Below are 18,260 nucleotides of genomic sequence, written 5' to 3'. Positions count from 1 at the left end.
GACAGCCCTTGACGCCCCTACCCGAAACCCCCACTCTCCGCCCGAACCCCAGACCGAAGGAGCCGGAATGGCCAGAACACCCGCCCCTTTTGCCGCCTTTGAATGGCTGATCGCTTGGCGCTATCTGCGCGCCAAACGGGCCGAGGGCGGCGTCAGCGTGATGACTTGGATCAGCCTGATCGGCATCACCCTTGCGGTTTTTGCCCTTATCGCCACGCTGGCCGTGCGTTCGGGCTTTCGTGCGGAATTCGTCGATACGATCCTTGGCGCCAATGCGCATGTCACCGTCTATAATTCCGGCGCGGTGGATGCGACGGGCCGGGTGGACCGCAGCCTAGAGGATTATGCCGCCATGGCGGACCGCGTGCGCGCGGTGCCCGGCGTCACGCGCGTGGCCCCGCTTGTCAAAGGGCAGGTCATGGCCAATGCCCGCGACCGCAACGCAGGCGTGCAGGTGTATGGCATCACGGCGCAGGATTTGGCGACCATCCCCCGCGTCGCCGACCCAGAGACCGGCGTGGGCGACATCGCGCGCTTTGACCAAGGGATCGCCATTGGTTCTGGCGTGGCGCAGGAGCTGGGCGTCACAGTGGGCGACCGGATCAAGCTGATTTCCCCAAACGGGGTCAAAACGCCCTTGGGCACCAGCCCGCGCGTCAATGCCTATGAGGTGGTCTATATCTTTACCGCCGGGCGCTATGACATCGACCGGGTTCGCGCCTATCTGCCCTTTGCCGAGGCGCAGAGCTTTTTCAACCGCGACGGGCGCGCCGATGAGTTGGAGGTGATGGTGGCCGAGCCTGAGCGCGTCGATGACCTGACCGTGCCGCTCTTGGAGGCGGCGGGTGAGCGCGCCTTGCTCTGGACGTGGCAGGATGCGAGCGGGTCATTCCTGCGCGCGCTCGAGGTCGAGGATAACGTGATGTTCGTGATCCTCTCGATCCTTGTGCTGATTGCGGCGATGAACATCACAAGCGGCCTGATCATGCTGGTCAAGAACAAGGGCCGGGATATCGGCATCCTGCGCACCATGGGCCTGACCGAGGGGTCGATCCTGCGGGTGTTCTTTATCTGCGGGGCCTTTACCGGCATGATCGGCACGGCGATGGGGGTGATCCTGGGCTGTCTTTTCGCGCTTTATATCGACCCGATTTTCAGCTTTGTGAATATGGCGATGGGCGGTCAGGTCTGGGATCCGTCGATCCGCGGCATCTACCGGCTGCCCGCGCAGCTGAGGTCCGAGGATGTGCTGTCGGCGGTGATGCTGTCGCTGGGCCTCAGCTTTGTCGTGACGATCTTTCCGGCGCGGCGGGCGGCACGGATGAACCCGGTGGAGGCGCTGCGCTATGAGTGAGGCCATGCTGCGCCTGTCGGGCGTCGAGAAGATCTATAATCGCGGGCAGACCTCTGAGGTGCGGGTGTTGAACGGCGTTGACCTGACCCTTGCACGCGGCGAGATGGTGGCGCTGGTCGCCCCGTCAGGCGCGGGCAAATCCACGCTGCTGCATATCGCGGGGCTGCTTGATACGCCCGACGCGGGGCGGGTCGAGATCGGGGGCGAGGATATGACCGGCCTCACGGACCGGCGGCGCACCATGGTGCGGCGGCAAGAGGTGGGCTTTGTCTATCAGTTCCACCATCTTCTGCCCGAGTTCAGCGCGCTGGAAAATATCGTGCTGCCGCAACTGGCCAATGGCGTGGCGCGGCGGGATGCCGTGGCGCGGGCGCAGGCGCTATTGGAACAGGTGGGCGTGGGGGCGCGCGCCGGGCACCGGCCTTCGGCCATGTCGGGGGGTGAGCAACAGCGCGTGGCCTTTTGCCGGGCGCTGGCCAATGGGCCCCGCGTGCTTTTGGCGGATGAACCGACCGGCAATCTTGATCCCGGCACCTCGGATCAGGTCTTTGCCGCGCTCACGGGGTTGGTGCGGGGCACCGGTCTTTCGGCGCTGATTGCCACGCATAACCTTGATCTGGCGGCGCGTATGGACCGTATCTTGCGGCTGGATCAGGGGCAGGTTGTGCCGGGCTGACGCCCGCCACTCAAAGCCCCGATTGCGCCACATCCTGAAAGAGCACCGGCACGCGGCAGGATTTGGGGGGCGTTTCGCCAATCATCAACAGGTCCGACGCCTCGATATAGCCTGCGAACCATGCGGCGAGCGCCACCGGATCATCGGTGGCCACACCCGGCCCGTCCACGGCATCAAGCACGATCTTGGACGGGGCCCAGACGCTGATCTGGCCGTGTTTCATCGACCAATCCAATTCGGTGCGCGTGGCCACCACGACGCAGCGCTCATCTCGCCCGGCCAGAACCCAAGCGTTCTGTTCCATCGCCAATAGGTCGACGCGGCGCTGTGTCATGCGGTGGCCGGTCTGGGGCGGCACTTCGTCGGCGCGGCCCACACAGAGGATCACCGGCTCTGCCCGCGCCTCAAGCTGATCGAGCCAGCGCGAGAGGTTGGGCGAGCGGATCGCGGTATTGGTCAGGAACACCACATGCGGATGCGGCGTCGTCGCGGCATGGGGCGTGATCGGCTTGGTCTTGAGGTCGTTCACAGAGCGTACAATCTCGACCCCAAGCGCGCCCGGCCCGCGATCCAGCTTTTCGATCCGCACAAAGGTGCGCACCGCCTGCGGCTCCCACAGGATGCGCTCGGCGATGCGTTCGGCGAGGGTTTCCAGCAGGTTCAGCCGCTCTTCTGCCAGTTCAGCGGCAATCGCCTCTGTCACCTTGTCATAACTCAGGATGCGGTCCACATCATCCTCGATGGCATCGGTCAGCGGGCGCACCTCGACCACGACATTAAAGCAGATGCGCTGCGTCGTGCCGCGCTCGGCCTGAAAGGCGCCGATCTCGACCTCGACCACGTGATCGCGCACGGAAATTCGATCAAGCGGCCCATCGGGCGAGGTGGCGCGCGCGCGGGCAGAAGGATGCTCAAAGGCGAGGCGAATTTCGTGGGTCATGCTGTCGGTCCTGCGTAGCTTGGCCATTGGGATAGCATGCAGAACCAAGCCGCCGAAAGGGTGAATGCGACCGCCTAGCGTGCGAGGGCGTCAGGAACCCGCGCAGCATTCTTTCTGTTGGCCCGGCGTTCCGCCACGCTGCAGGCCCCGAAACGCAACAGACCCCGGAACGCTCCGGGGTCTGTTCTTCGCACGCTAGGCGCCCGGGATGGGGGCGCAGGCCGCTGGCCTCATACCTTGCATGCGGGGCAAGGCGTGTCTGCGGCAGAGGGCTGTCGCGGAGACTGGACAAGGACAGGGTGCGACCCGGCGTGCGGAACCCCTTGGGTGGATGTGTGCGGCGTTTCTGTCAGGGCCTCGTGCAGGCCATCAAGATCGGCACTGTGAAACAGGCGCGAGGACATCACCGAGAGATAGAGATAGGACATGGTCAGACTTTCAAGACTTGGGTGTGCGATCAGCCGGTGCGCACCGTGTCCGGGGTGCACCGCGCCAGCATCAGGCGGGTGACGTGAATGGCATCCTTGAGCCCGAGGCGTTCCTGTTTCAGCCGCTTCAACACGGCCATGTCGGGCATCGGACGCTGGTGCTCTGTTGTGATCAGGGCATCAATGTTCTGATGGCGGCGGCGCAGGGTGGCCATCCGGCTAAGCAGCGATTGGGGCGAAATACGGCGCGGCGTCATGCGGGGTCTCCTTGTTGGGGCATCAGCGGGGCATCGTGCTGACACTTGGGATATGGGCAGAACCAACGCAGATAAAATCCAATGGGATATTAAAATTCGATAGGAGTTTCCTATCTTAGGATCTGACAAGGGGGGTGACATGGCACAAGACATAACGCTCAGGCAATTGCGATATTTCATCGCCCTGACCGAGACCGGGCATTACCGCAAGGCCGCCGAACGCGTGGGCGTCAGCCAACCCTCGCTGAGCCAGCAAATCCTTGGTCTGGAAACCGCGCTTGGGATGACGCTGGTCGAGCGCGGGCATCGTGGGGCCATCCTGACACCGGGCGGGCGCGAGGTTCTGACCCATGCCCGCAAGATGATCGAAGAGGCCGAGGTTCTCGGCAGTCTGGCCCAATCCACGCGCGAGGGCATGGCTGGCACCATCCGTCTAGGGGCCAGCCCGACGCTTGGCCCCTATTTTCTGCCCTATGTGGTGCGGCGATTGCGGCGGACCTATCCGGGGCTCAAGCTCATTATCCGCGATGCCGCCCCCACGGTATTGCAAGAAGAACTGCTTGAGGGGCGGCATGATCTGATCCTTGCGCAACTGCCGCTCAACTCGGGCGACATTGCCGTAGAGCGCCTGTTTCGCGAACCGCTCAAGCTGGCGGTGGCGCAAGATCATCCGCTGGCGGGGCAAGCCTCGGCGCAGGATGCGGATCTGGCGGGTCAGGATATTCTGGCGCTGCCGCGCGGCTACCCCATGCATACGCAGATTGTCACGCTCTGCGAAGAGGTGGGCGCGCAGCTACGGCAAGAGTATGAGGGCACCAGCCTTGACGCCCTGCGCCAGATGACCGCCCTGAACATGGGGATCTGCTTTCTGCCCGCGCTTTATGTGCAGTCCGAAGTGTCCCCCGAAACCGGCGACGTGGCGATCCTCAGCTTTCGTCAGGACAGGTTCCTGCGCTCGGTCGGGGTGGCGTGGCGCAGGCGCTCGGCGCATGGGCCGATGGTGGAACGCATCGTGCGGGTGATCCGAGAGGTGGCGCGCGACCGCTTTGCCGCTCTGGTGCGGCTGGAATGATTACCGGCGACGCTTGGCTGAACCACGAATAAAGGGCGCAGCCAAAAGACACCAACCCAAGACGGCCTGCCCATGCGCTGCAAGGCTCTGAGGGCCTTGCAACACCAAAAGCACAATCCCCTCACTTGGGTTGCGCGGCGGCCATATCACCCATTGAGCAGGCAGGCTTGGAATCAGCAGGCGGTAGTATTCGTAATAGAGCTGGGGCGAAAGCCAGATAAAGAGCCAGAACAGAACCAGAGCCCCCAAAAGCCTGGTCCAGATGCCCCGATGCCGCAACAAAACTCTGGCGGTCAGAACGAACAGAATGAAAAGAAAACCGCTCAGCCCAGCAAGGCCGATCTGCCCCCCGGTGGACAGATCGAAAAAGGAATCCTGTGCATACATCGGCCTTGGTTCTCAAACTCGGCGGCGCGGGGACGTTGCGCGTTTGACCATCATGGGGCAAGGAGTAAGACGAGAAAAAACCGCCATTTCCAGCGGTTTTCAATGTTGTGATGCGCCGCCAGATCACTTGAGCGGGGCGACACCCAGAATGACGCTGAACTGCTCGCAATAAATATAGAGCTCTTGGAAGTCGTCGGTATTGATCCCGGCGGGCACCTCGAAACTTGCAGCCCCTTTCTTGACGGTCAGCTTGTCGTGGATCTTGGAACCCTTGGCATATTGCTCGCCATTGCCAAAACCGATCTTGATATCCGGTGGGTTCTTGCTGGGATCAAAAAGATAGTCATCTGCAAGATGAACGACGGTTTTGCCATCCTTTTTCTTGATCTTGACCGTTCCCGACACGGTATAACCCTGCCGACCCGAAAGCGTGCCCTTGCGGATATCCGAGGCCGCAAAGGATGGCGCGGCCCCAAGCGCTGTGGCGGCAGCGGCCAGAGTGAGGCCAGCGAAGTGACGACGCGTGATAAGCATTGAAATCTCCCTTTAGACTGTGTGGAGATCGCACTTAGGCACCGCTTGGCCGCATGGCAATCGCGGGGCCGGTCACAGGTGATCACCGGCGATCACCTTGGTGATAGCGCGCCAATCGCGGGGCCGCGCATCGGCTGCGATGCTTGGGCAATGCCGCACGCCGCAGGATTGGGCTGCCGCCATGCAAAAGGCCCCGGATCTCTCCGGGGCCTTTGTGTTTCATGCGGTCTGCCTTAGTGCGCGGGCTGCTTGTCCCAATCTTCGCGCTTGGGAAGCTGCTCAAAGGTGTGCTCCGGCGGCGGCGACGGCAGGGTCCATTCCAGCGTGTCGGCATATTCGTTCCACGGGTTCGGACGGGTCTCGCGGGCGCCCCGGAAGAGGGCATAGATCACGAGGCCAAAGAAGAACACGAACGACGCGAAGGACAGGAAGGCCCCAATCGACGACCACCAGTTCCACAGCGCAAAGGCCTCGGGATAGTCGATATAGCGGCGCGGCATGCCCTGACGACCCAGGAAGTGCTGCGGGAAGAAGGTAAGGTTCGCACCGATGAACATCGCCCAGAAGTGCAGCTTGCCGCCCCATTCAGGGATCATGCGCCCGGTCATCTTGGGGAAGTAAAAATAAATCCCCGCAAAGATCGCGAACACGGCCCCCAAGCTCATCACATAGTGGAAATGCGCCACCACATAGTAGGTGTCATGATAGGCGCGGTCCACGGCAGCTTGGCTGAGGACAATGCCGGTCACGCCGCCCACGGTGAAGAGGAAGAGAAAGCCAAAGGCCCAGAGCATCGGTGTGCGGAATTCGATCGAGCCGCCCCACATTGTGGCGATCCAAGAGAACACCTTGACGCCCGTCGGCACCGCGATGACCATCGTCGCCAGCATGAAATAGCTCTGCTGCGTCAGCGACATGCCCACGGTATACATGTGGTGCGCCCAGACGACAAAGCCCAGAACCCCAATCGCGATCAGCGCCCAGACCATCGGCAGATAGCCAAAGATCGGCTTGCGCGAGAAGGTGGCGATCACATGGCTGATGATGCCAAACCCGGGCAGGATGATGATATACACTTCCGGATGGCCAAAGAACCACAGGATGTGCTGGTAAAGGATCGGATCGCCGCCGCCCGAGGGATCAAAGAAGGTGGTCCCAAAATTACGGTCGGTGAGCAGCATGGTGATCGCCCCCGCCAGAACCGGCAGGCTGAGCAGGATCAGCCAGGCGGTGACAAAGATCGACCAGGAAAACAGCGGCACCTTGAACAGCGTCATGCCCGGCGCGCGCATGTTGAGGAAGGTGGTGATCATGTTGATCGCCCCAAGGATCGACGATGCGCCCGACACGTGGACCGCGAAAATCGCAAGGTCCATCGACATGCCCGCCTCATTGGTCGAGAGCGGCGGATAAAGCACCCAACCCACGCCCGAACCCAATTGACCATTGCCACCCGGTGCCAAGAGCGAGGCCACACCCAGCGAGGTGCCCGCAACATAGAGCCAGAATGACAGGTTGTTCATACGCGGAAACGCCATATCCGGCGCGCCGATCTGCAAGGGCATGAAATAGTTGCCAAACCCACCAAAGAGCGCGGGAATGACGACAAAGAACATCATCAGCACGCCGTGATAGGTGATCATCACGTTCCAGAGGTGACCGTTGGGCGTACATTCGGCAACATCAGAGGCGATGAACCGTGCGCCTTCCATGCACATGTATTGAACGCCCGGTTCCATCAGTTCCATCCGCATATAGACGGTGAACGTGACCGAGATCAGGCCGACAAACGCCGAAACGATCAGATAGAGGATACCGATATCCTTGTGGTTCGTAGACATGAACCACCGGGTGAAAAACCCGCGCTGATCTTCGTGTTCGTGGCCGTGAATGGCTGCATCTGCCATTGTGTGCCTCCTGCTGGTGTTGGTGCGGGGCATGGGGAGCGCTTGAGTCTCACATGCCCGTGATGTTTCAGGGTTTTAGAATGTCTGGGGGGGCGCGGCAATGCGCGAATTTGATGCAGATCAAAGAATTTTGTCGCACCCCCTTGCGAGAGGGGGCAGGGATAACGGGGGGATTTGGGGGCGTCGCCCTCGGGTGCGGGCGCGAGGACCTCTCCCCTCACACACCCCCCGTCATCCTAGAGCCTGACCCAAGGACCTCTTACCGCCAAAGATCCTCGGGTTACGCCCGAGGATGACGCCACTTGAAGGCAGTCTTTACCCCTTAGGCCGGGGCGGCGGCGTGTAGGCGTCGGGGTTGGCGCGCCATTTGCGGCCTTCGGTTTCCCAAATGCGAGGGCCATCAGATGATAATTCTGTGTCCGGCCAAAGTGGGGTCGAACAATGCACTTAGACAGTTTGACAGTCAAATCATCAAAGCCGGTGCTTCCCTGCGCATTGGAGATCGTTACTCCTTTAAAATCCGGAGCCTTGAGAGCCTAAATGATAACGTTGATATCCAAAGGTACCCCTCCAAGGTCCGTCCCCTCCATTAAAGCCCAACGCAGGTCTGCGCCAACTATGCGCGCCTTCCGGAAGTCTGCGCCCTCCATCCGCGAACCAACAAGTTTTGCCCCCTCCATCCGCGCGTCCCTGAAGTCTGCAAACTCCATCATTGACCAGCTGAGGTTGGCACCCGCCATGCGCACTTGGCGGAGGTCTGCGCCCTCCAACCGCGACCAGTCAAGGACGACCCCAACCATATGCGCTCCAGTAATTTCCGCCCCCTCCAGCTGCGATAGAGCAAGGTTTGCTCCATCCATCCGCACCCCACTTAGGCATCCCCCCTCCATTCGAGATGCGCTGATGTTTGCTCCCTCCATGCGTGCCCAGCTGAGGTTCGCTCCTTCCATCCGTACATCGTTAAGCAGCGCTCCAGAGAACACCGCGTCAGAGGCATCGGGGCGCTTTGCTGAAAGATCGGCACCTTGCAGATTGGCCCCGCGTAGATCGAGCCGATAGCCGGAGTAGGTTCGGAGGCGTTCGCGCCATGCAGAGAGTTTTTCACTGAACCTGTCGATTTCTGGCACTGTTTGGGGTGCGTCGTCTTTTACTTCTGGCAGTTCTGGACACGCCAGATCAAAAGGCCATACGATTCCCTCCTCCGGCGGGTTGGGCCATGCGGCCTCGACACGGCGCTGATCCGTGGTGCGACGGCCCAACACCAGCAAAGCTTGCGCAATATCGGCCCGGGGTTTTGGCAAGTCCTTTGCCCATTTTCGCGCCTTGGGTGTACGAAAGGGGCCATCGTCGAACCTGTCTTTCCGCGCCTCTATATGCAGTTTGCGCTCTTCGTCTGTTGCATCGTGCTTTAACGATTTCCACTTTGGAAGGGGAAAATCGCGCGGCGCTCTGGCGTTGGAATTCTCCCGCACATAGGCGCATAAAATCTCCATCACCCGCACATGATCGCGTCCCTTGTCATAGCGCGTGCTGTCCTGCGCGATGCGTTCCAGCGACAGGATCGCGCCGATGCGGACCTCGATAGCGGGAACAGTACGCTCTGCCTGAATAGGCTTGTTATCATCGCCCATGGTGTAGACCTTCTCGGTCTTTTCCGCCCCCAACTGCTCCACCGCCTTGTTGATGCGGTCGGTGATATGGCCCTCTTGCTGGAAATCCACCGTGCGCTGTTTCAGCACCGTGCCCCAGACCACGAAGGGCGCACCCAGAAGCGCCGCAACCAGAGCGCCTGCGCCCAGAGACTGTCTGCCCGCAAACGCGGTGTCGCCACCCGAGAGCATCTGCCAGACCTGCCAGAGCGTGCCACCAAAGAGCAAAAGCCAGATCGGCACCATTGCCCAGCCAAAGGCCTTGAGCAGGGCCAACGGCGAAGGTTTGCGGGTTTCCGTTTCTGTCGCGACCCAGACGATCACGCTGGCCACGGCAATGCCCAGCGCAAAAAGAATGATCTGCCCTTGCTGCGCGCTGAGCGGCAATGTGATGGTCAAATCCGTCTGATCCATGCGCGCACCTTTACCAACCCGCGCTGCAACCTTGGCGAGATCGGTGCCTTGGGGCAAGGGGGAGGTTTTCGGGAAGCCAGAGGTCCTCGGGTCAGGCCCGAGGATGACAGGGGGCAACGGGGCCAGAGGTCCTCGGGTCAAGCCCGAGGATGACAACACTACAAATCCCCCCTCACCCTTTCGCCGCGAATACCTCTGTTATCCGCGCAAGTTCCGCCTCAAGCCCATAGGGCGCATTGACCACAAATAACCCCGAGCCAACCATCCGGTGACCGGCGCGGACGGGGGGAAAGGTGACCTCGTGGCGCAGACCCTCTGGAAAGGCCGCGCCAAGGTGGATCAGCATCCCCTCATGCGCCCCGCTGGTCAGGATCGGATACCAGAGCATCAGGATGCCCACATTCCACTTGCGGGCGATCTGGGTCAGGTGGCGGGGGATGCTCTCATACTCGGTCTTGACCTCATAGCTGGGGTCTACCAGCAAAACGCCGCGCCGGGGTGTGGGCGGGCACAGCTCTTGTGCCATTTCGAACCCGTCCTGCTGGCGGATGTTCACATCATAGCCCGCCAGATTGCGCCGCAGATGCGCGTTCTCGGCGGGGTGCAGTTCGGCCAGATGCAGGCTGTCCACCCGGCGCAGGCTCTGCGCGGCGATCAAGGGCGAGCCGGGATAGGCTCTGGCCCCATGGGCCGCGCGGGTCTGGGTCAAACGGCGGCGATACGGGTGGTCGGTGGCAAAGCGCGCCTCAAGCCGCGCCACGCCCTGCGCCGCCTCGCCGGTTTTCAGCGCCGCGGCATCGCCCAGATCATAGAGGCCGCGCCCGGCGTGGGTCTCGATATAGCTGAGCGGTTTTGGCTTTTGGCACAGATAGTCCAACACCCAGGCAAGCGCTGCGTGCTTGTGGACATCCGCCGGATTGCCCGCGTGGTAATGGTGCTGATAGCTGAGCATGGCGGTTGGTAGCAGGTCGCGGTGGTGTGGAAAAGAGGGCGCTTGGCGTTCCCGTCCCGGGCTTGACCCGGGACCTCTCACCCCAAACCTTGAGGCCCCGGCTCAGGGCCGGGGCGGCACAGGCTACCCCACCACCGTGCCGGGCGGGCGCAGGGCATCCGCCAATTCGCCGTAAAGCGCCATCCGCTCCTCTTCGGACAGGAACGCGCCAATCTCGACCTCGCGACCTGATCCCTTGAGCGTGATGTAATGCGCGACCGGCCCGCCGGTGTCATGCATATTGACCTGCGCCCAATAGCGGTTGCAGGCCCATTCCTGCACATCGCCGCGCGGGTTGGTGCGCACCAGATGCACCTCTTCGGGCGCGATGGTCAGAACCTCGGTCAGCCGCGCGGTGCGATAGCTGTGCTCCAACGCCCACCACATCCCCGCCACCGCCATAAGCAGGAATGGCAACAGCCCCCAAAGCACCGCCGTGCCAAGAAGCGGATAGAGCGGCACGGTGATCAGCGTGAACGTGGCCAGCACAAAGGCCGCAAAGCCCCGGCGCGGCAGCGAGCGGTGCGGCCAGAGCGAGAGCGTTCTATCTGTATCAGCCTCGGTGCGAGGCGCGGTCCATTCATACGGCATGCGAGGGGTTTTAACCCGAAGCTTAGAAATGAAAAGGGCGCGGAGAGCCTGTAAGCCGGATTCTGTCCACCCCGGACCGTAATCCGGGGCTGGATGACCATTCCTCTTGGGACGCTGTTGCCAACGCCCCTCTAGCTGCCAACCCGGACCGCCGGGCCAAGACGTGCCTGCGGGCGGTATCCCGGACCAGGGTCCAGGACCAGCCCCCGCGCGCGGTCCCTATTTGGCATTGCTCCCGGTGGGGCTTGCCGTGCCGGTCCGGTTGCCCGTCCCGCGGTGGGCTCTTACCCCACCGTTTCACCCTTACCTCAGATCACTCTGGGGCGGTCTCTTCTCTGTGGCGCTTTCCCTTGGGTTACCCCAGCCGGGCGTTACCCGGCACCGTTGTCTTGTGGAGTCCGGACTTTCCTCGACACCCTTGCAGGTGCCGCGGCCATCCGGCCCTCCGCGCAAGGGCTGACTTAGGCGCTTGGGGCGGCGCGGTCAACGGCGAAGCGCGCGGCGAGGTCCGCCATCATCGCGCAATCCTGCGGGTCAAGCGGGCCGGTGACATGCGGGCGAAACCGCAGGCGAAAGGCGCGCAGGATATCGGCCTCGCTCACACCTTCGGACCGGACATAGCCAAACCGCGCGGCATCGTGTGGAAATTGCTCTGGGGCAGCCTCAGATCCCTGCGCAGGCCAGATCGACAGCCCCTGCCGCGCCAACCGCCGCCAGTCAAAACGCGGCCCCGGATCGCATTTGCGCGCGGGCGCCATATCGGAATGGGCGATGACACGGGCAGGCGGGATAGACCAGCGCCCCATTATGCCCACCATCAGACCCTCCAGCGCCCGCATCTGCGGCTCGGGAAACGGATGCAGGCCGGTATTGGCCAGTTCAATGCCGATAGAGCGCGAGTTGACATCTGTCACATCCCCCCACTGCCCTGCCCCGGCGTGCCAGGCGCGCACGCCCTCGTCAACCAGATGCCAGAGGCGGCCACGCTCGCAGATCAGGTAATGCGCCGACACCTCGGCAGAGGGATCGCACAACCGCTCCAGCGCCGCCTCGGCCGTGACCATCGCGGTATAATGCAGCACGATCATATCCGGGCACACGCCCCCCCGGCGCAGGCCGATATTGGGCGAGGGGTGCCAGATCACGCGCGCGTCAGCCGCGCACCGCGTTGCGGAACGGGCGCGGGTCCCAGTTGCAGGCATAGCCATCGCCATCGGGGTCCAGCCCCTGACGATCCCGCTCGGGCCCGCCGCGCCGCAGAAAATCAAGCTGCGCCTGATCGGCAGAGGGGTATTGCGCGCAATTGCGCTCGAATTTCGAGCCGGAATTGATGCTAAGGCGTCGATAGACCGGCGTGCCCACGGCATGTTTCGTGCTTAGCGCGAAATCCACGATATTGGGGCCCACATCGCTTGGGCGGCTGCCAATCGCCTCCGGCTGCACCACCTGATATTGCGCGCGGTTGTTGGCGATGCGTGCCGCGTCCTCGGCAATCGACCGCTCGGCACCGACAGCGTCAAAATTGTTTTCCTGCGAAATGCCAGCGGCATTCTCGACGGCGGGCGGTGGGTTAGAGGGGCTGGCCTGAAGCGGTGCCACACCGGAATTCGCCGCCGCCGCATCAAGCGCTGCGCGCGCTTCGGCGGCAATGGTCGCGGCATCGTCGGCACCTGCCGTGGTCTGACCTGTCGCATTCAGCGGCTCGGACGAGACGGCATCGGGCGGCGGCAGAACGCCGCGCGCCAGTGCCGCTTCGCGCGCGGCCTTGTCGCGCTGATAGGTGTCATAGTTCTGAAAGCCGACCCCGGCACCGCTATCGGGCACAGCGGGGGCGCAGGCCACCAGCGCCATCAGCGCAACCAAACCAAGTGTGAACCGCATCTCTTTCATCCTGCCAAAAGCCGTATCGACCGGGGCCTTACCACCATTTTGCGGGCTTTGCCACAAAACCTGCGGCCTGTTCCAGCGCATAGGCGGTGTTAAGCAGATCGCCCTCTTCCCAAGGCCGCCCAATCAGTTGCAAACCCAGCGGCAAGCCCTTGCCATCCAGCCCCGTGGGCACGGCAACACCCGGCAAACCGGCCAGATTGACCGTCACGGTAAAGACATCGTTCAGATACATCTGCACCGGATCGGCATCCGTCATCTCGCCCAACCCAAAGGCAGCGCTTGGCGTGGCCGGTGTGAGGATCGCATCGACACCGGCGGCAAAGGCCTCGTCAAAGTCGCGCTTGATCAGGGCGCGCACCCGGCGGGCGCGATTGTAATAGGCGTCATAGAACCCGGCCGACAGCACATAGGTGCCCACCATCACGCGGCGCTGCACCTCATGGCCAAAGCCTTCGGCGCGGGTTTTCTCATACATTTCCGTGATACCATCGCCCTGCGCCAGCTTGGCGCGGTGGCCATAGCGCACCCCGTCATAGCGCGCGAGGTTGCTTGACGCCTCAGCCGGGGCAATCACGTAATAGGCGGGCAGCGCGTATTTGGTATGCGGCAGCGAAATATCGCGGATCTCCGCCCCCGCCGCGCGCAGCATCTCGGCCCCGTCAGACCACAGCTTTTCGATCTCGGCGGGCATGCCCTCCATCCGGTATTCGCGCGGGATACCGATCACCTTGCCGCGAATATCCCCCGTCAGCAGCGCCTCGAAATCGGGCACGGGCAGATCAGCCGAGGTGCTGTCCTTGGGATCATGCCCGCACATCGCGCCGAGCATGATCGCGCTATCGCGCACCGTCTTGGTCATCGGCCCGGCCTGATCGAGGCTCGAGGCAAAGGCCACAATGCCCCAACGCGAACAACGCCCATAGGTGGGCTTGATGCCGGTGATGCCGGTAAAGGCCGCAGGCTGACGGATCGAGCCGCCAGTATCCGTGCCGGTCGCCCCAAGGCAAAGATCGGCAGCCACGGCACTGGCCGACCCGCCCGACGATCCACCGGGCGTCAGCGCGGTTTCGTCATTGCCACGCCGCCACGGGTTGACGGCATTGCCATAGCACGAGGTCTCATTGCTCGATCCCATGGCAAATTCGTCCATGTTGAGCTTGCCCAGCATCACAGCGCCCGCGTCAAACAGGTTCTGCGTTACGGTCGATTCGTATTCCGGCTTGAAGCCTTGCAGAATGCGGCTTGCGGCTTGGCTTGGCACGCCCTTGGTGCAAAAGAGGTCTTTGATACCAAGGGGAATGCCGCACATCGCGGGCGCATCGCCCTTGGCAATCCGCGTATCCGCCGCTGCGGCCTGCGCGCGGGCAACCTCGGGTGTGTGATGCACAAAGGCGTTCAGCGCCCCTGCCCCATCCACCGCCGCTAGACAGGCCTCGGTCAACTCAAGGCTCGTCACATCCCCCTTGCGCAGCGCATCGCGCGCCTCGGCAATCGTCATCCGGTTGAGATCGGTCATTATTCCACCACCTTCGGCACGGCAAAAAAGCCCTCGCGCGCATCGGGCGCGTTCGACAGCACCGCCGCCTGCTGATTGCCATCGCTCACCACATCCTCGCGCCGCTTAAGGCGCATGGGGGTGACGCTCGTCATCGGCTCTACACCTGTGACATCCACCTCGTTCAACTGCTCGATAAAGCCGAGAATGGTGTTGAATTCATTGGCCAGCGCCGGCAGCGCCTCTTGCGGCACTGCGATCCGCGCCAGTTTGGCCACCTTGGCGGCGGTTTCGAGATCAATCGACATGAGACTCTCCCGTGATCCGTTTGGCTTGCGTTTAGCGCCGGGGCCGCGCGGGTGCAAGCGGATCAGGGTCGCGCATCTGCCCCTTTCCTTGGCTGACACGCTCGCTAAGGTAAGGGCGAGGATGAACACTAGCGGAGGTGACAATGCACATCACATGGCTCGGCCATAGCTCTTTTCGGATCGAGATCGGCGGACAGGTCCTGCTCCTTGACCCTTGGCTCAATGGTAACCCGATGCTGCCCGAGGATCAGCACGGCCCCGCCACTGAAGGGGCCACCCATATCCTATTGACCCACGCGCATTTCGATCATGTCGCCGATGTGCTGCCGCTGGCCAAGCGTCTCGGCGTGCCGGTGGTGGGGCAATATGACCTCATGTCTCATTGGGAGGCCAAGGAAAACATCGCCACCGTCGGCTTTAACAAGGGCGGCACGGTCGATCTGGGCGGCGTTCAGATCACCATGGTGCATGCCACCCATTCCACCTCGATCGCCACGGATGCCGGGCCGCAGGTTACAGGCAGCGAATGCGGCTATATGATCGCGGGCGAGGGGCATGTGATCTATGTTTCGGGCGATACCGATGTGATGGCCGATATGGGCGTCTTCAACGCGCTGCATGCGCCCGATATCGGCATTCTCTGCGCGGGCGGGCATTTTACCATGGATATGCGCCGCGCCGCCTATGCGGCCAAAACCTTTTTTGAGTTCAAGACGGTGATCCCCTGCCACTACCGGACCTTCCCGATTCTGGAGCAATCCGCCGAAACGCTTATGGCCGCCCTGCCCGGTGTCGATGTGATCGAACCGCAGGTGATGCAACCGATCACGCTGTAAGCGCGGCGCCCTTCACCGTTCCCAAAATATTCGGCTGAAGCCCCGGGCCTGTCCCGGGGCCTCATCCCCCGCTCAGCGCTTGGCGCGCCGCCAGCCTGCCGCGCGGGCCTCGGCCTCGGAACAGAACCAGCGTTCGCCCTTGGCCTCGCTGATGACGGTCGCGTCATAATCCGCCTGCCCCGGCATGTGATAAATCTGATTGCCAGACCCGCTGCGATTGCCCTTGATCACACAGCCCGCTTGCGGCGCGGGCGCGTTTGCCTGGGCTTCCGCCGCGCGCTCTTCGCGCACCATGCGGCGATGATCCTCGGGGCGTGCCATCAGCACCTCATGCAGACCGCGCCCCGCAATCACAGCCGCCTTTTCATCCAGATCATAGGCCATCGAATATTTGCGATAGGCCAGCGCCAAGCCATCCGCCACCAGCATCCGGCCCACATCCTGCCCCACCACAGTGCAACGTGCGACGGTGCGATCATAGCGGTCCTTCTCCACCGCCTGACAGCGCGCCTCGCGGTTCTCGATCCGGGCGCGCACCTCTTCGGCCACCCATGTGCCGCAATCCCAGGTCGCGCCATCGGGGTTGGTGCAAATCTGCCCAAGTTCCGGCGCGTCGATCCCGTGCAAGCGCACGCGAACCTCGCCCACATCAAGCGTGTCGCCGTCGATCACCCGGACAAGGCCGCCAAACCCCTCAGCCCCGGCAGAGAGCGGGACCAGACCGAGAACGATGAGTAAACAAATCCTTAACATACCCCCTTATGCCGGAGGCCGCCCCCCGGCTGCAAGACAGAAGGTGAACAAAAGGTTAACGGCTCAGCGCTGGCTTTGCGCCCAGTCGGGATGCATCCAGGGCTCTGCATTCTCGGGCGGCAGCGGGCTGCGGCCCAGCACGGCATCGGCGATCTTTTCGCCCACCATGATCGACGGCGCATTGAGATTGCCATTGGTGATGCGCGGAAACAGGCTCGAATCCGCCACGCGCAGCCCCTCGACCCCGATCACCCGGCCCGCTGGGTCCACCACCGCCATCGGATCACTGGCGCGCCCCATTTTGCAGGTGCCGCAGGGGTGATAGGCGCTCTCGGCATGCTCGCGGATGAAATCATCCAACGCGTCGTCGCTCTCTACCGCCGCACCCGGCTGAATCTCATGGCTTACATAGGGCGCAAAGGCGTCTTGCGCGAAAATCTCGCGCGTCAGGCGGATACATTTGCGGAAATCCTCCCAATCCTGCGCTTCGCTCATATAGTTAAAGCGGATCACCGGATCATCGGCAGGGTCGGCGCTGCGCAGGGTCACAGCGCCGCGCGACGGGCTGCGCATCGGCCCGACATGCGCCTGAAAGCCATGCCCCTCGGCCGCCGCCTTGCCATCGTAGCGCACGGCGATGGGCAGGAAATGATACTGGATATCGGGATAATCCACGCCCGCACCGGATCGGATAAAGCCACAGCTTTCAAACTGGTTGCTGGCCCCCGGCCCGCTTTTGTTCAAAAGCCAGCGCGCGCCCACCCACGCCTTGCCAAAGAGGTTCCAGTATTTGTAAAGGCTGACGGGCTGGCTTGCGGCCATCTGGATATAAAGCTCCAGATGATCCTGAAGGTTCTGGCCCACACCCGCACGATCCGCGACCACCGGAATGCCATGCGCGGCCAGATGCGCGGCAGGGCCAATGCCCGACAGCATCAGGATCTTGGGAGAGTTGATCGAAGACGCGGCAAGGATCACCTCGGCATGCGCGCGCACCACCTCTTTGCGCCCCTTGATCAGCACCTCGACGCCCACCGCGCGCCCCTCTTCGATCACCACGCGGCGGACAAACCCCCGGATAATATCGCAATTCTCGCGTTTCAGCGCCGGTTTGAGATAGGCATTGGCCGCCGACCAGCGCTGCCCTTTGTGGACGGTCATCTCAAAGGGGCCGAACCCCTCTTGCCGATGGCCGTTGTAGTCATGCGTCTCGGGATAGCCCGCTTGCTTGCCCGCCTCGACAAAGGCGCGCACCAGCGGATTATCGCGCCGCCCCCGGCTGACATGCAGCGGGCCATCATGGCCGCGCCACCCCGCATCGCCGCCATGCCCGCAGTCGTGCCAGTTCTCCATCCGCTTGAAATAGGGCAGCACATCGGCATAGCCCCAACCATCGCAGCCTTGATCGCGCCAGTGGTCGTAATCGCGCGCATGGCCGCGCACATAGACCATGCCATTGATGCTGCTAGAGCCACCAATCACCTTGCCACGCGGACAGACCAGACGGCGATTGCCCAAATGCGGCTCGGGCTCGCTCAGATAGCCCCAGTCATAGCGCTTCATGTTCATCGGGTAACTCAGCGCGCCGGGCATCTGGATAAAGGGGCCAGCATCCGTGCCGCCATGCTCGATCACCAGCACGGATTTCCCGGCCTCGGCCAGACGATAGGCCATGGCACAGCCCGCGCTGCCTGCGCCCACGATGACATAATCGGCTTGCATCAGTCTCTCTTTCCTTGCGCGCAATCTCCGCCGAAACCGGCAGAAATCGAGTATTT

Annotated in this window: 18 protein-coding genes and 1 other RNA gene; 4 read left to right on the top strand and 15 right to left on the bottom strand. The window is 62.6% G+C overall.

Annotation, left to right across the window (positions count from 1 at the left end):
• Positions 1-67: 67 nt before the first annotated feature.
• Both GC127_RS14125 and GC127_RS14120 read left to right on the top strand, forming a co-directional pair.
• The gene (locus GC127_RS14125; protein ID WP_151978730.1) at positions 68-1,354 is read left to right on the top strand and encodes a lipoprotein-releasing ABC transporter permease subunit; all 1,287 of its coding nucleotides are present in this window, start codon (positions 68-70) and stop codon (positions 1,352-1,354) included.
• Positions 1,347-2,030: an ABC transporter ATP-binding protein gene (locus tag GC127_RS14120; protein ID WP_081508030.1), complete on the top strand. Its 684-nt coding sequence runs from the start codon at positions 1,347-1,349 to the stop codon at positions 2,028-2,030. The genes GC127_RS14125 and GC127_RS14120 overlap by 8 nt, the downstream gene beginning before the upstream one ends.
• A gap of 10 nt (positions 2,031-2,040) precedes the next feature.
• On the opposite strand, the gene GC127_RS14115 is transcribed toward GC127_RS14120, so the two are convergent.
• Positions 2,041-2,970 (bottom strand): dihydroneopterin aldolase, encoded by a 930-nt coding sequence (locus tag GC127_RS14115; RefSeq protein WP_008280068.1) that lies wholly within the window; start codon positions 2,968-2,970, stop codon positions 2,041-2,043.
• A 457-nt stretch (positions 2,971-3,427) separates the two neighbouring features.
• Positions 3,428-3,655 (bottom strand): YdcH family protein, encoded by a 228-nt coding sequence (locus GC127_RS22865; RefSeq protein ID WP_037297165.1) that lies wholly within the window; start codon positions 3,653-3,655, stop codon positions 3,428-3,430.
• A 139-nt stretch (positions 3,656-3,794) separates the two neighbouring features.
• Here GC127_RS22865 and GC127_RS14105 point away from each other — a divergent pair, with 139 nt between their 5' ends.
• Complete coding sequence (locus GC127_RS14105) at positions 3,795-4,727, top strand: hydrogen peroxide-inducible genes activator (RefSeq protein ID WP_151978728.1); 933 nt, start codon at positions 3,795-3,797, stop codon at positions 4,725-4,727.
• Here the strand turns inward: GC127_RS14105 and GC127_RS14100 are convergent, their stop codons facing one another.
• From GC127_RS14100 to gatC, 11 genes are all read right to left on the bottom strand, one after another.
• Positions 4,728-5,114 carry a hypothetical protein gene (locus GC127_RS14100; protein ID WP_151978726.1) on the bottom strand — a complete coding sequence of 129 codons (387 nt, stop codon included), beginning with the start codon at positions 5,112-5,114 and terminating at the stop codon, positions 4,728-4,730. It abuts the gene before it with no gap.
• Positions 5,115-5,237: 123 nt separating this feature from the next.
• The gene (locus GC127_RS14095) at positions 5,238-5,648 is read right to left on the bottom strand and encodes a DM13 domain-containing protein (protein ID WP_008280064.1); all 411 of its coding nucleotides are present in this window, start codon (positions 5,646-5,648) and stop codon (positions 5,238-5,240) included.
• A 233-nt stretch (positions 5,649-5,881) separates the two neighbouring features.
• Positions 5,882-7,555 (bottom strand): cytochrome c oxidase subunit I, encoded by a 1,674-nt coding sequence (ctaD, locus tag GC127_RS14090; RefSeq protein WP_008280062.1) that lies wholly within the window; start codon positions 7,553-7,555, stop codon positions 5,882-5,884.
• A gap of 536 nt (positions 7,556-8,091) precedes the next feature.
• Positions 8,092-9,618, bottom strand: a complete 1,527-nt coding sequence (locus GC127_RS14085) for a pentapeptide repeat-containing protein (RefSeq protein ID WP_151978724.1) — start codon at positions 9,616-9,618, stop codon at positions 8,092-8,094.
• A gap of 172 nt (positions 9,619-9,790) precedes the next feature.
• On the bottom strand, positions 9,791-10,570 hold the full coding sequence (rlmJ, locus tag GC127_RS14080) for a 23S rRNA (adenine(2030)-N(6))-methyltransferase RlmJ (protein WP_151978722.1): 780 nt from the start codon (positions 10,568-10,570) through the stop codon (positions 9,791-9,793).
• A 123-nt stretch (positions 10,571-10,693) separates the two neighbouring features.
• On the bottom strand, positions 10,694-11,200 hold the full coding sequence (locus tag GC127_RS14075) for a DUF2244 domain-containing protein (protein WP_008280058.1): 507 nt from the start codon (positions 11,198-11,200) through the stop codon (positions 10,694-10,696).
• Positions 11,201-11,235: 35 nt separating this feature from the next.
• Positions 11,236-11,649: RNase P RNA component class A (rnpB, locus tag GC127_RS14070), an RNA gene on the bottom strand.
• A gap of 12 nt (positions 11,650-11,661) precedes the next feature.
• On the bottom strand, positions 11,662-12,288 hold the full coding sequence (locus tag GC127_RS14065) for an N-acetylmuramoyl-L-alanine amidase (protein WP_151979753.1): 627 nt from the start codon (positions 12,286-12,288) through the stop codon (positions 11,662-11,664).
• Positions 12,289-12,352: 64 nt separating this feature from the next.
• Positions 12,353-13,081 carry a hypothetical protein gene (locus GC127_RS14060; RefSeq protein WP_254700111.1) on the bottom strand — a complete coding sequence of 243 codons (729 nt, stop codon included), beginning with the start codon at positions 13,079-13,081 and terminating at the stop codon, positions 12,353-12,355.
• Between the two features lie 37 nt (positions 13,082-13,118).
• Positions 13,119-14,606 (bottom strand): Asp-tRNA(Asn)/Glu-tRNA(Gln) amidotransferase subunit GatA, encoded by a 1,488-nt coding sequence (gene gatA, locus GC127_RS14055; protein WP_151978718.1) that lies wholly within the window; start codon positions 14,604-14,606, stop codon positions 13,119-13,121.
• The gene (gatC, locus tag GC127_RS14050) at positions 14,606-14,893 is read right to left on the bottom strand and encodes an Asp-tRNA(Asn)/Glu-tRNA(Gln) amidotransferase subunit GatC (RefSeq protein ID WP_008280054.1); all 288 of its coding nucleotides are present in this window, start codon (positions 14,891-14,893) and stop codon (positions 14,606-14,608) included. Before gatC ends, gatA begins: the two co-directional genes overlap by 1 nt.
• 143 nt (positions 14,894-15,036) lie before the next feature.
• Here gatC and GC127_RS14045 point away from each other — a divergent pair, with 143 nt between their 5' ends.
• A complete protein-coding gene (locus GC127_RS14045; RefSeq protein ID WP_151978716.1) occupies positions 15,037-15,729 on the top strand; it encodes a metal-dependent hydrolase in 693 nt (230 codons plus the stop codon).
• A gap of 72 nt (positions 15,730-15,801) precedes the next feature.
• Here GC127_RS14045 and GC127_RS14040 read toward each other — a convergent pair whose 3' ends face one another.
• Positions 15,802-16,482: a thermonuclease family protein gene (locus GC127_RS14040; RefSeq protein ID WP_151978714.1), complete on the bottom strand. Its 681-nt coding sequence runs from the start codon at positions 16,480-16,482 to the stop codon at positions 15,802-15,804.
• 63 nt (positions 16,483-16,545) lie between these two features.
• Positions 16,546-18,204 carry a choline dehydrogenase gene (betA, locus tag GC127_RS14035; RefSeq protein WP_151978712.1) on the bottom strand — a complete coding sequence of 553 codons (1,659 nt, stop codon included), beginning with the start codon at positions 18,202-18,204 and terminating at the stop codon, positions 16,546-16,548.
• Between the last annotated feature and the right edge of the window lie 56 nt (positions 18,205-18,260).

Source organism: Roseovarius sp. EC-HK134 (genome assembly GCF_902498815.1).
Taxonomy (GTDB): Bacteria; Pseudomonadota; Alphaproteobacteria; order Rhodobacterales; family Rhodobacteraceae; genus Roseovarius; species Roseovarius mucosus_A.
The sequence above is the reverse complement of the archived record's forward strand: the minus strand, read 5'-3'. Positions and strand labels throughout refer to the sequence as shown.

Excerpts from the sequence above, each read along its gene's own strand:
- GC127_RS14125 (WP_151978730.1), top strand. The coding sequence starts at position 68 with ATGGCCAGAACACCCGCCCCTTTTGCCGCCTTTGAATGGCTGATCGCT.
- GC127_RS14120 (WP_081508030.1), top strand. The coding sequence starts at position 1,347 with ATGAGTGAGGCCATGCTGCGCCTGTCGGGCGTCGAGAAGATCTATAAT.
- GC127_RS14115 (WP_008280068.1), bottom strand. The coding sequence starts at position 2,970 with ATGACCCACGAAATTCGCCTCGCCTTTGAGCATCCTTCTGCCCGCGCG.
- GC127_RS22865 (WP_037297165.1), bottom strand. The coding sequence starts at position 3,655 with ATGACGCCGCGCCGTATTTCGCCCCAATCGCTGCTTAGCCGGATGGCC.
- GC127_RS14105 (WP_151978728.1), top strand. The coding sequence starts at position 3,795 with ATGGCACAAGACATAACGCTCAGGCAATTGCGATATTTCATCGCCCTG.
- GC127_RS14100 (WP_151978726.1), bottom strand. The coding sequence starts at position 5,114 with ATGTATGCACAGGATTCCTTTTTCGATCTGTCCACCGGGGGGCAGATC.
- GC127_RS14095 (WP_008280064.1), bottom strand. The coding sequence starts at position 5,648 with ATGCTTATCACGCGTCGTCACTTCGCTGGCCTCACTCTGGCCGCTGCC.
- ctaD (WP_008280062.1), bottom strand. The coding sequence starts at position 7,555 with ATGGCAGATGCAGCCATTCACGGCCACGAACACGAAGATCAGCGCGGG.
- GC127_RS14085 (WP_151978724.1), bottom strand. The coding sequence starts at position 9,618 with ATGGATCAGACGGATTTGACCATCACATTGCCGCTCAGCGCGCAGCAA.
- rlmJ (WP_151978722.1), bottom strand. The coding sequence starts at position 10,570 with ATGCTCAGCTATCAGCACCATTACCACGCGGGCAATCCGGCGGATGTC.
- GC127_RS14075 (WP_008280058.1), bottom strand. The coding sequence starts at position 11,200 with ATGCCGTATGAATGGACCGCGCCTCGCACCGAGGCTGATACAGATAGA.
- GC127_RS14065 (WP_151979753.1), bottom strand. The coding sequence starts at position 12,288 with ATGATCGTGCTGCATTATACCGCGATGGTCACGGCCGAGGCGGCGCTG.
- GC127_RS14060 (WP_254700111.1), bottom strand. The coding sequence starts at position 13,081 with ATGCGGTTCACACTTGGTTTGGTTGCGCTGATGGCGCTGGTGGCCTGC.
- gatA (WP_151978718.1), bottom strand. The coding sequence starts at position 14,606 with ATGACCGATCTCAACCGGATGACGATTGCCGAGGCGCGCGATGCGCTG.
- gatC (WP_008280054.1), bottom strand. The coding sequence starts at position 14,893 with ATGTCGATTGATCTCGAAACCGCCGCCAAGGTGGCCAAACTGGCGCGG.
- GC127_RS14045 (WP_151978716.1), top strand. The coding sequence starts at position 15,037 with ATGCACATCACATGGCTCGGCCATAGCTCTTTTCGGATCGAGATCGGC.
- GC127_RS14040 (WP_151978714.1), bottom strand. The coding sequence starts at position 16,482 with ATGTTAAGGATTTGTTTACTCATCGTTCTCGGTCTGGTCCCGCTCTCT.
- betA (WP_151978712.1), bottom strand. The coding sequence starts at position 18,204 with ATGCAAGCCGATTATGTCATCGTGGGCGCAGGCAGCGCGGGCTGTGCC.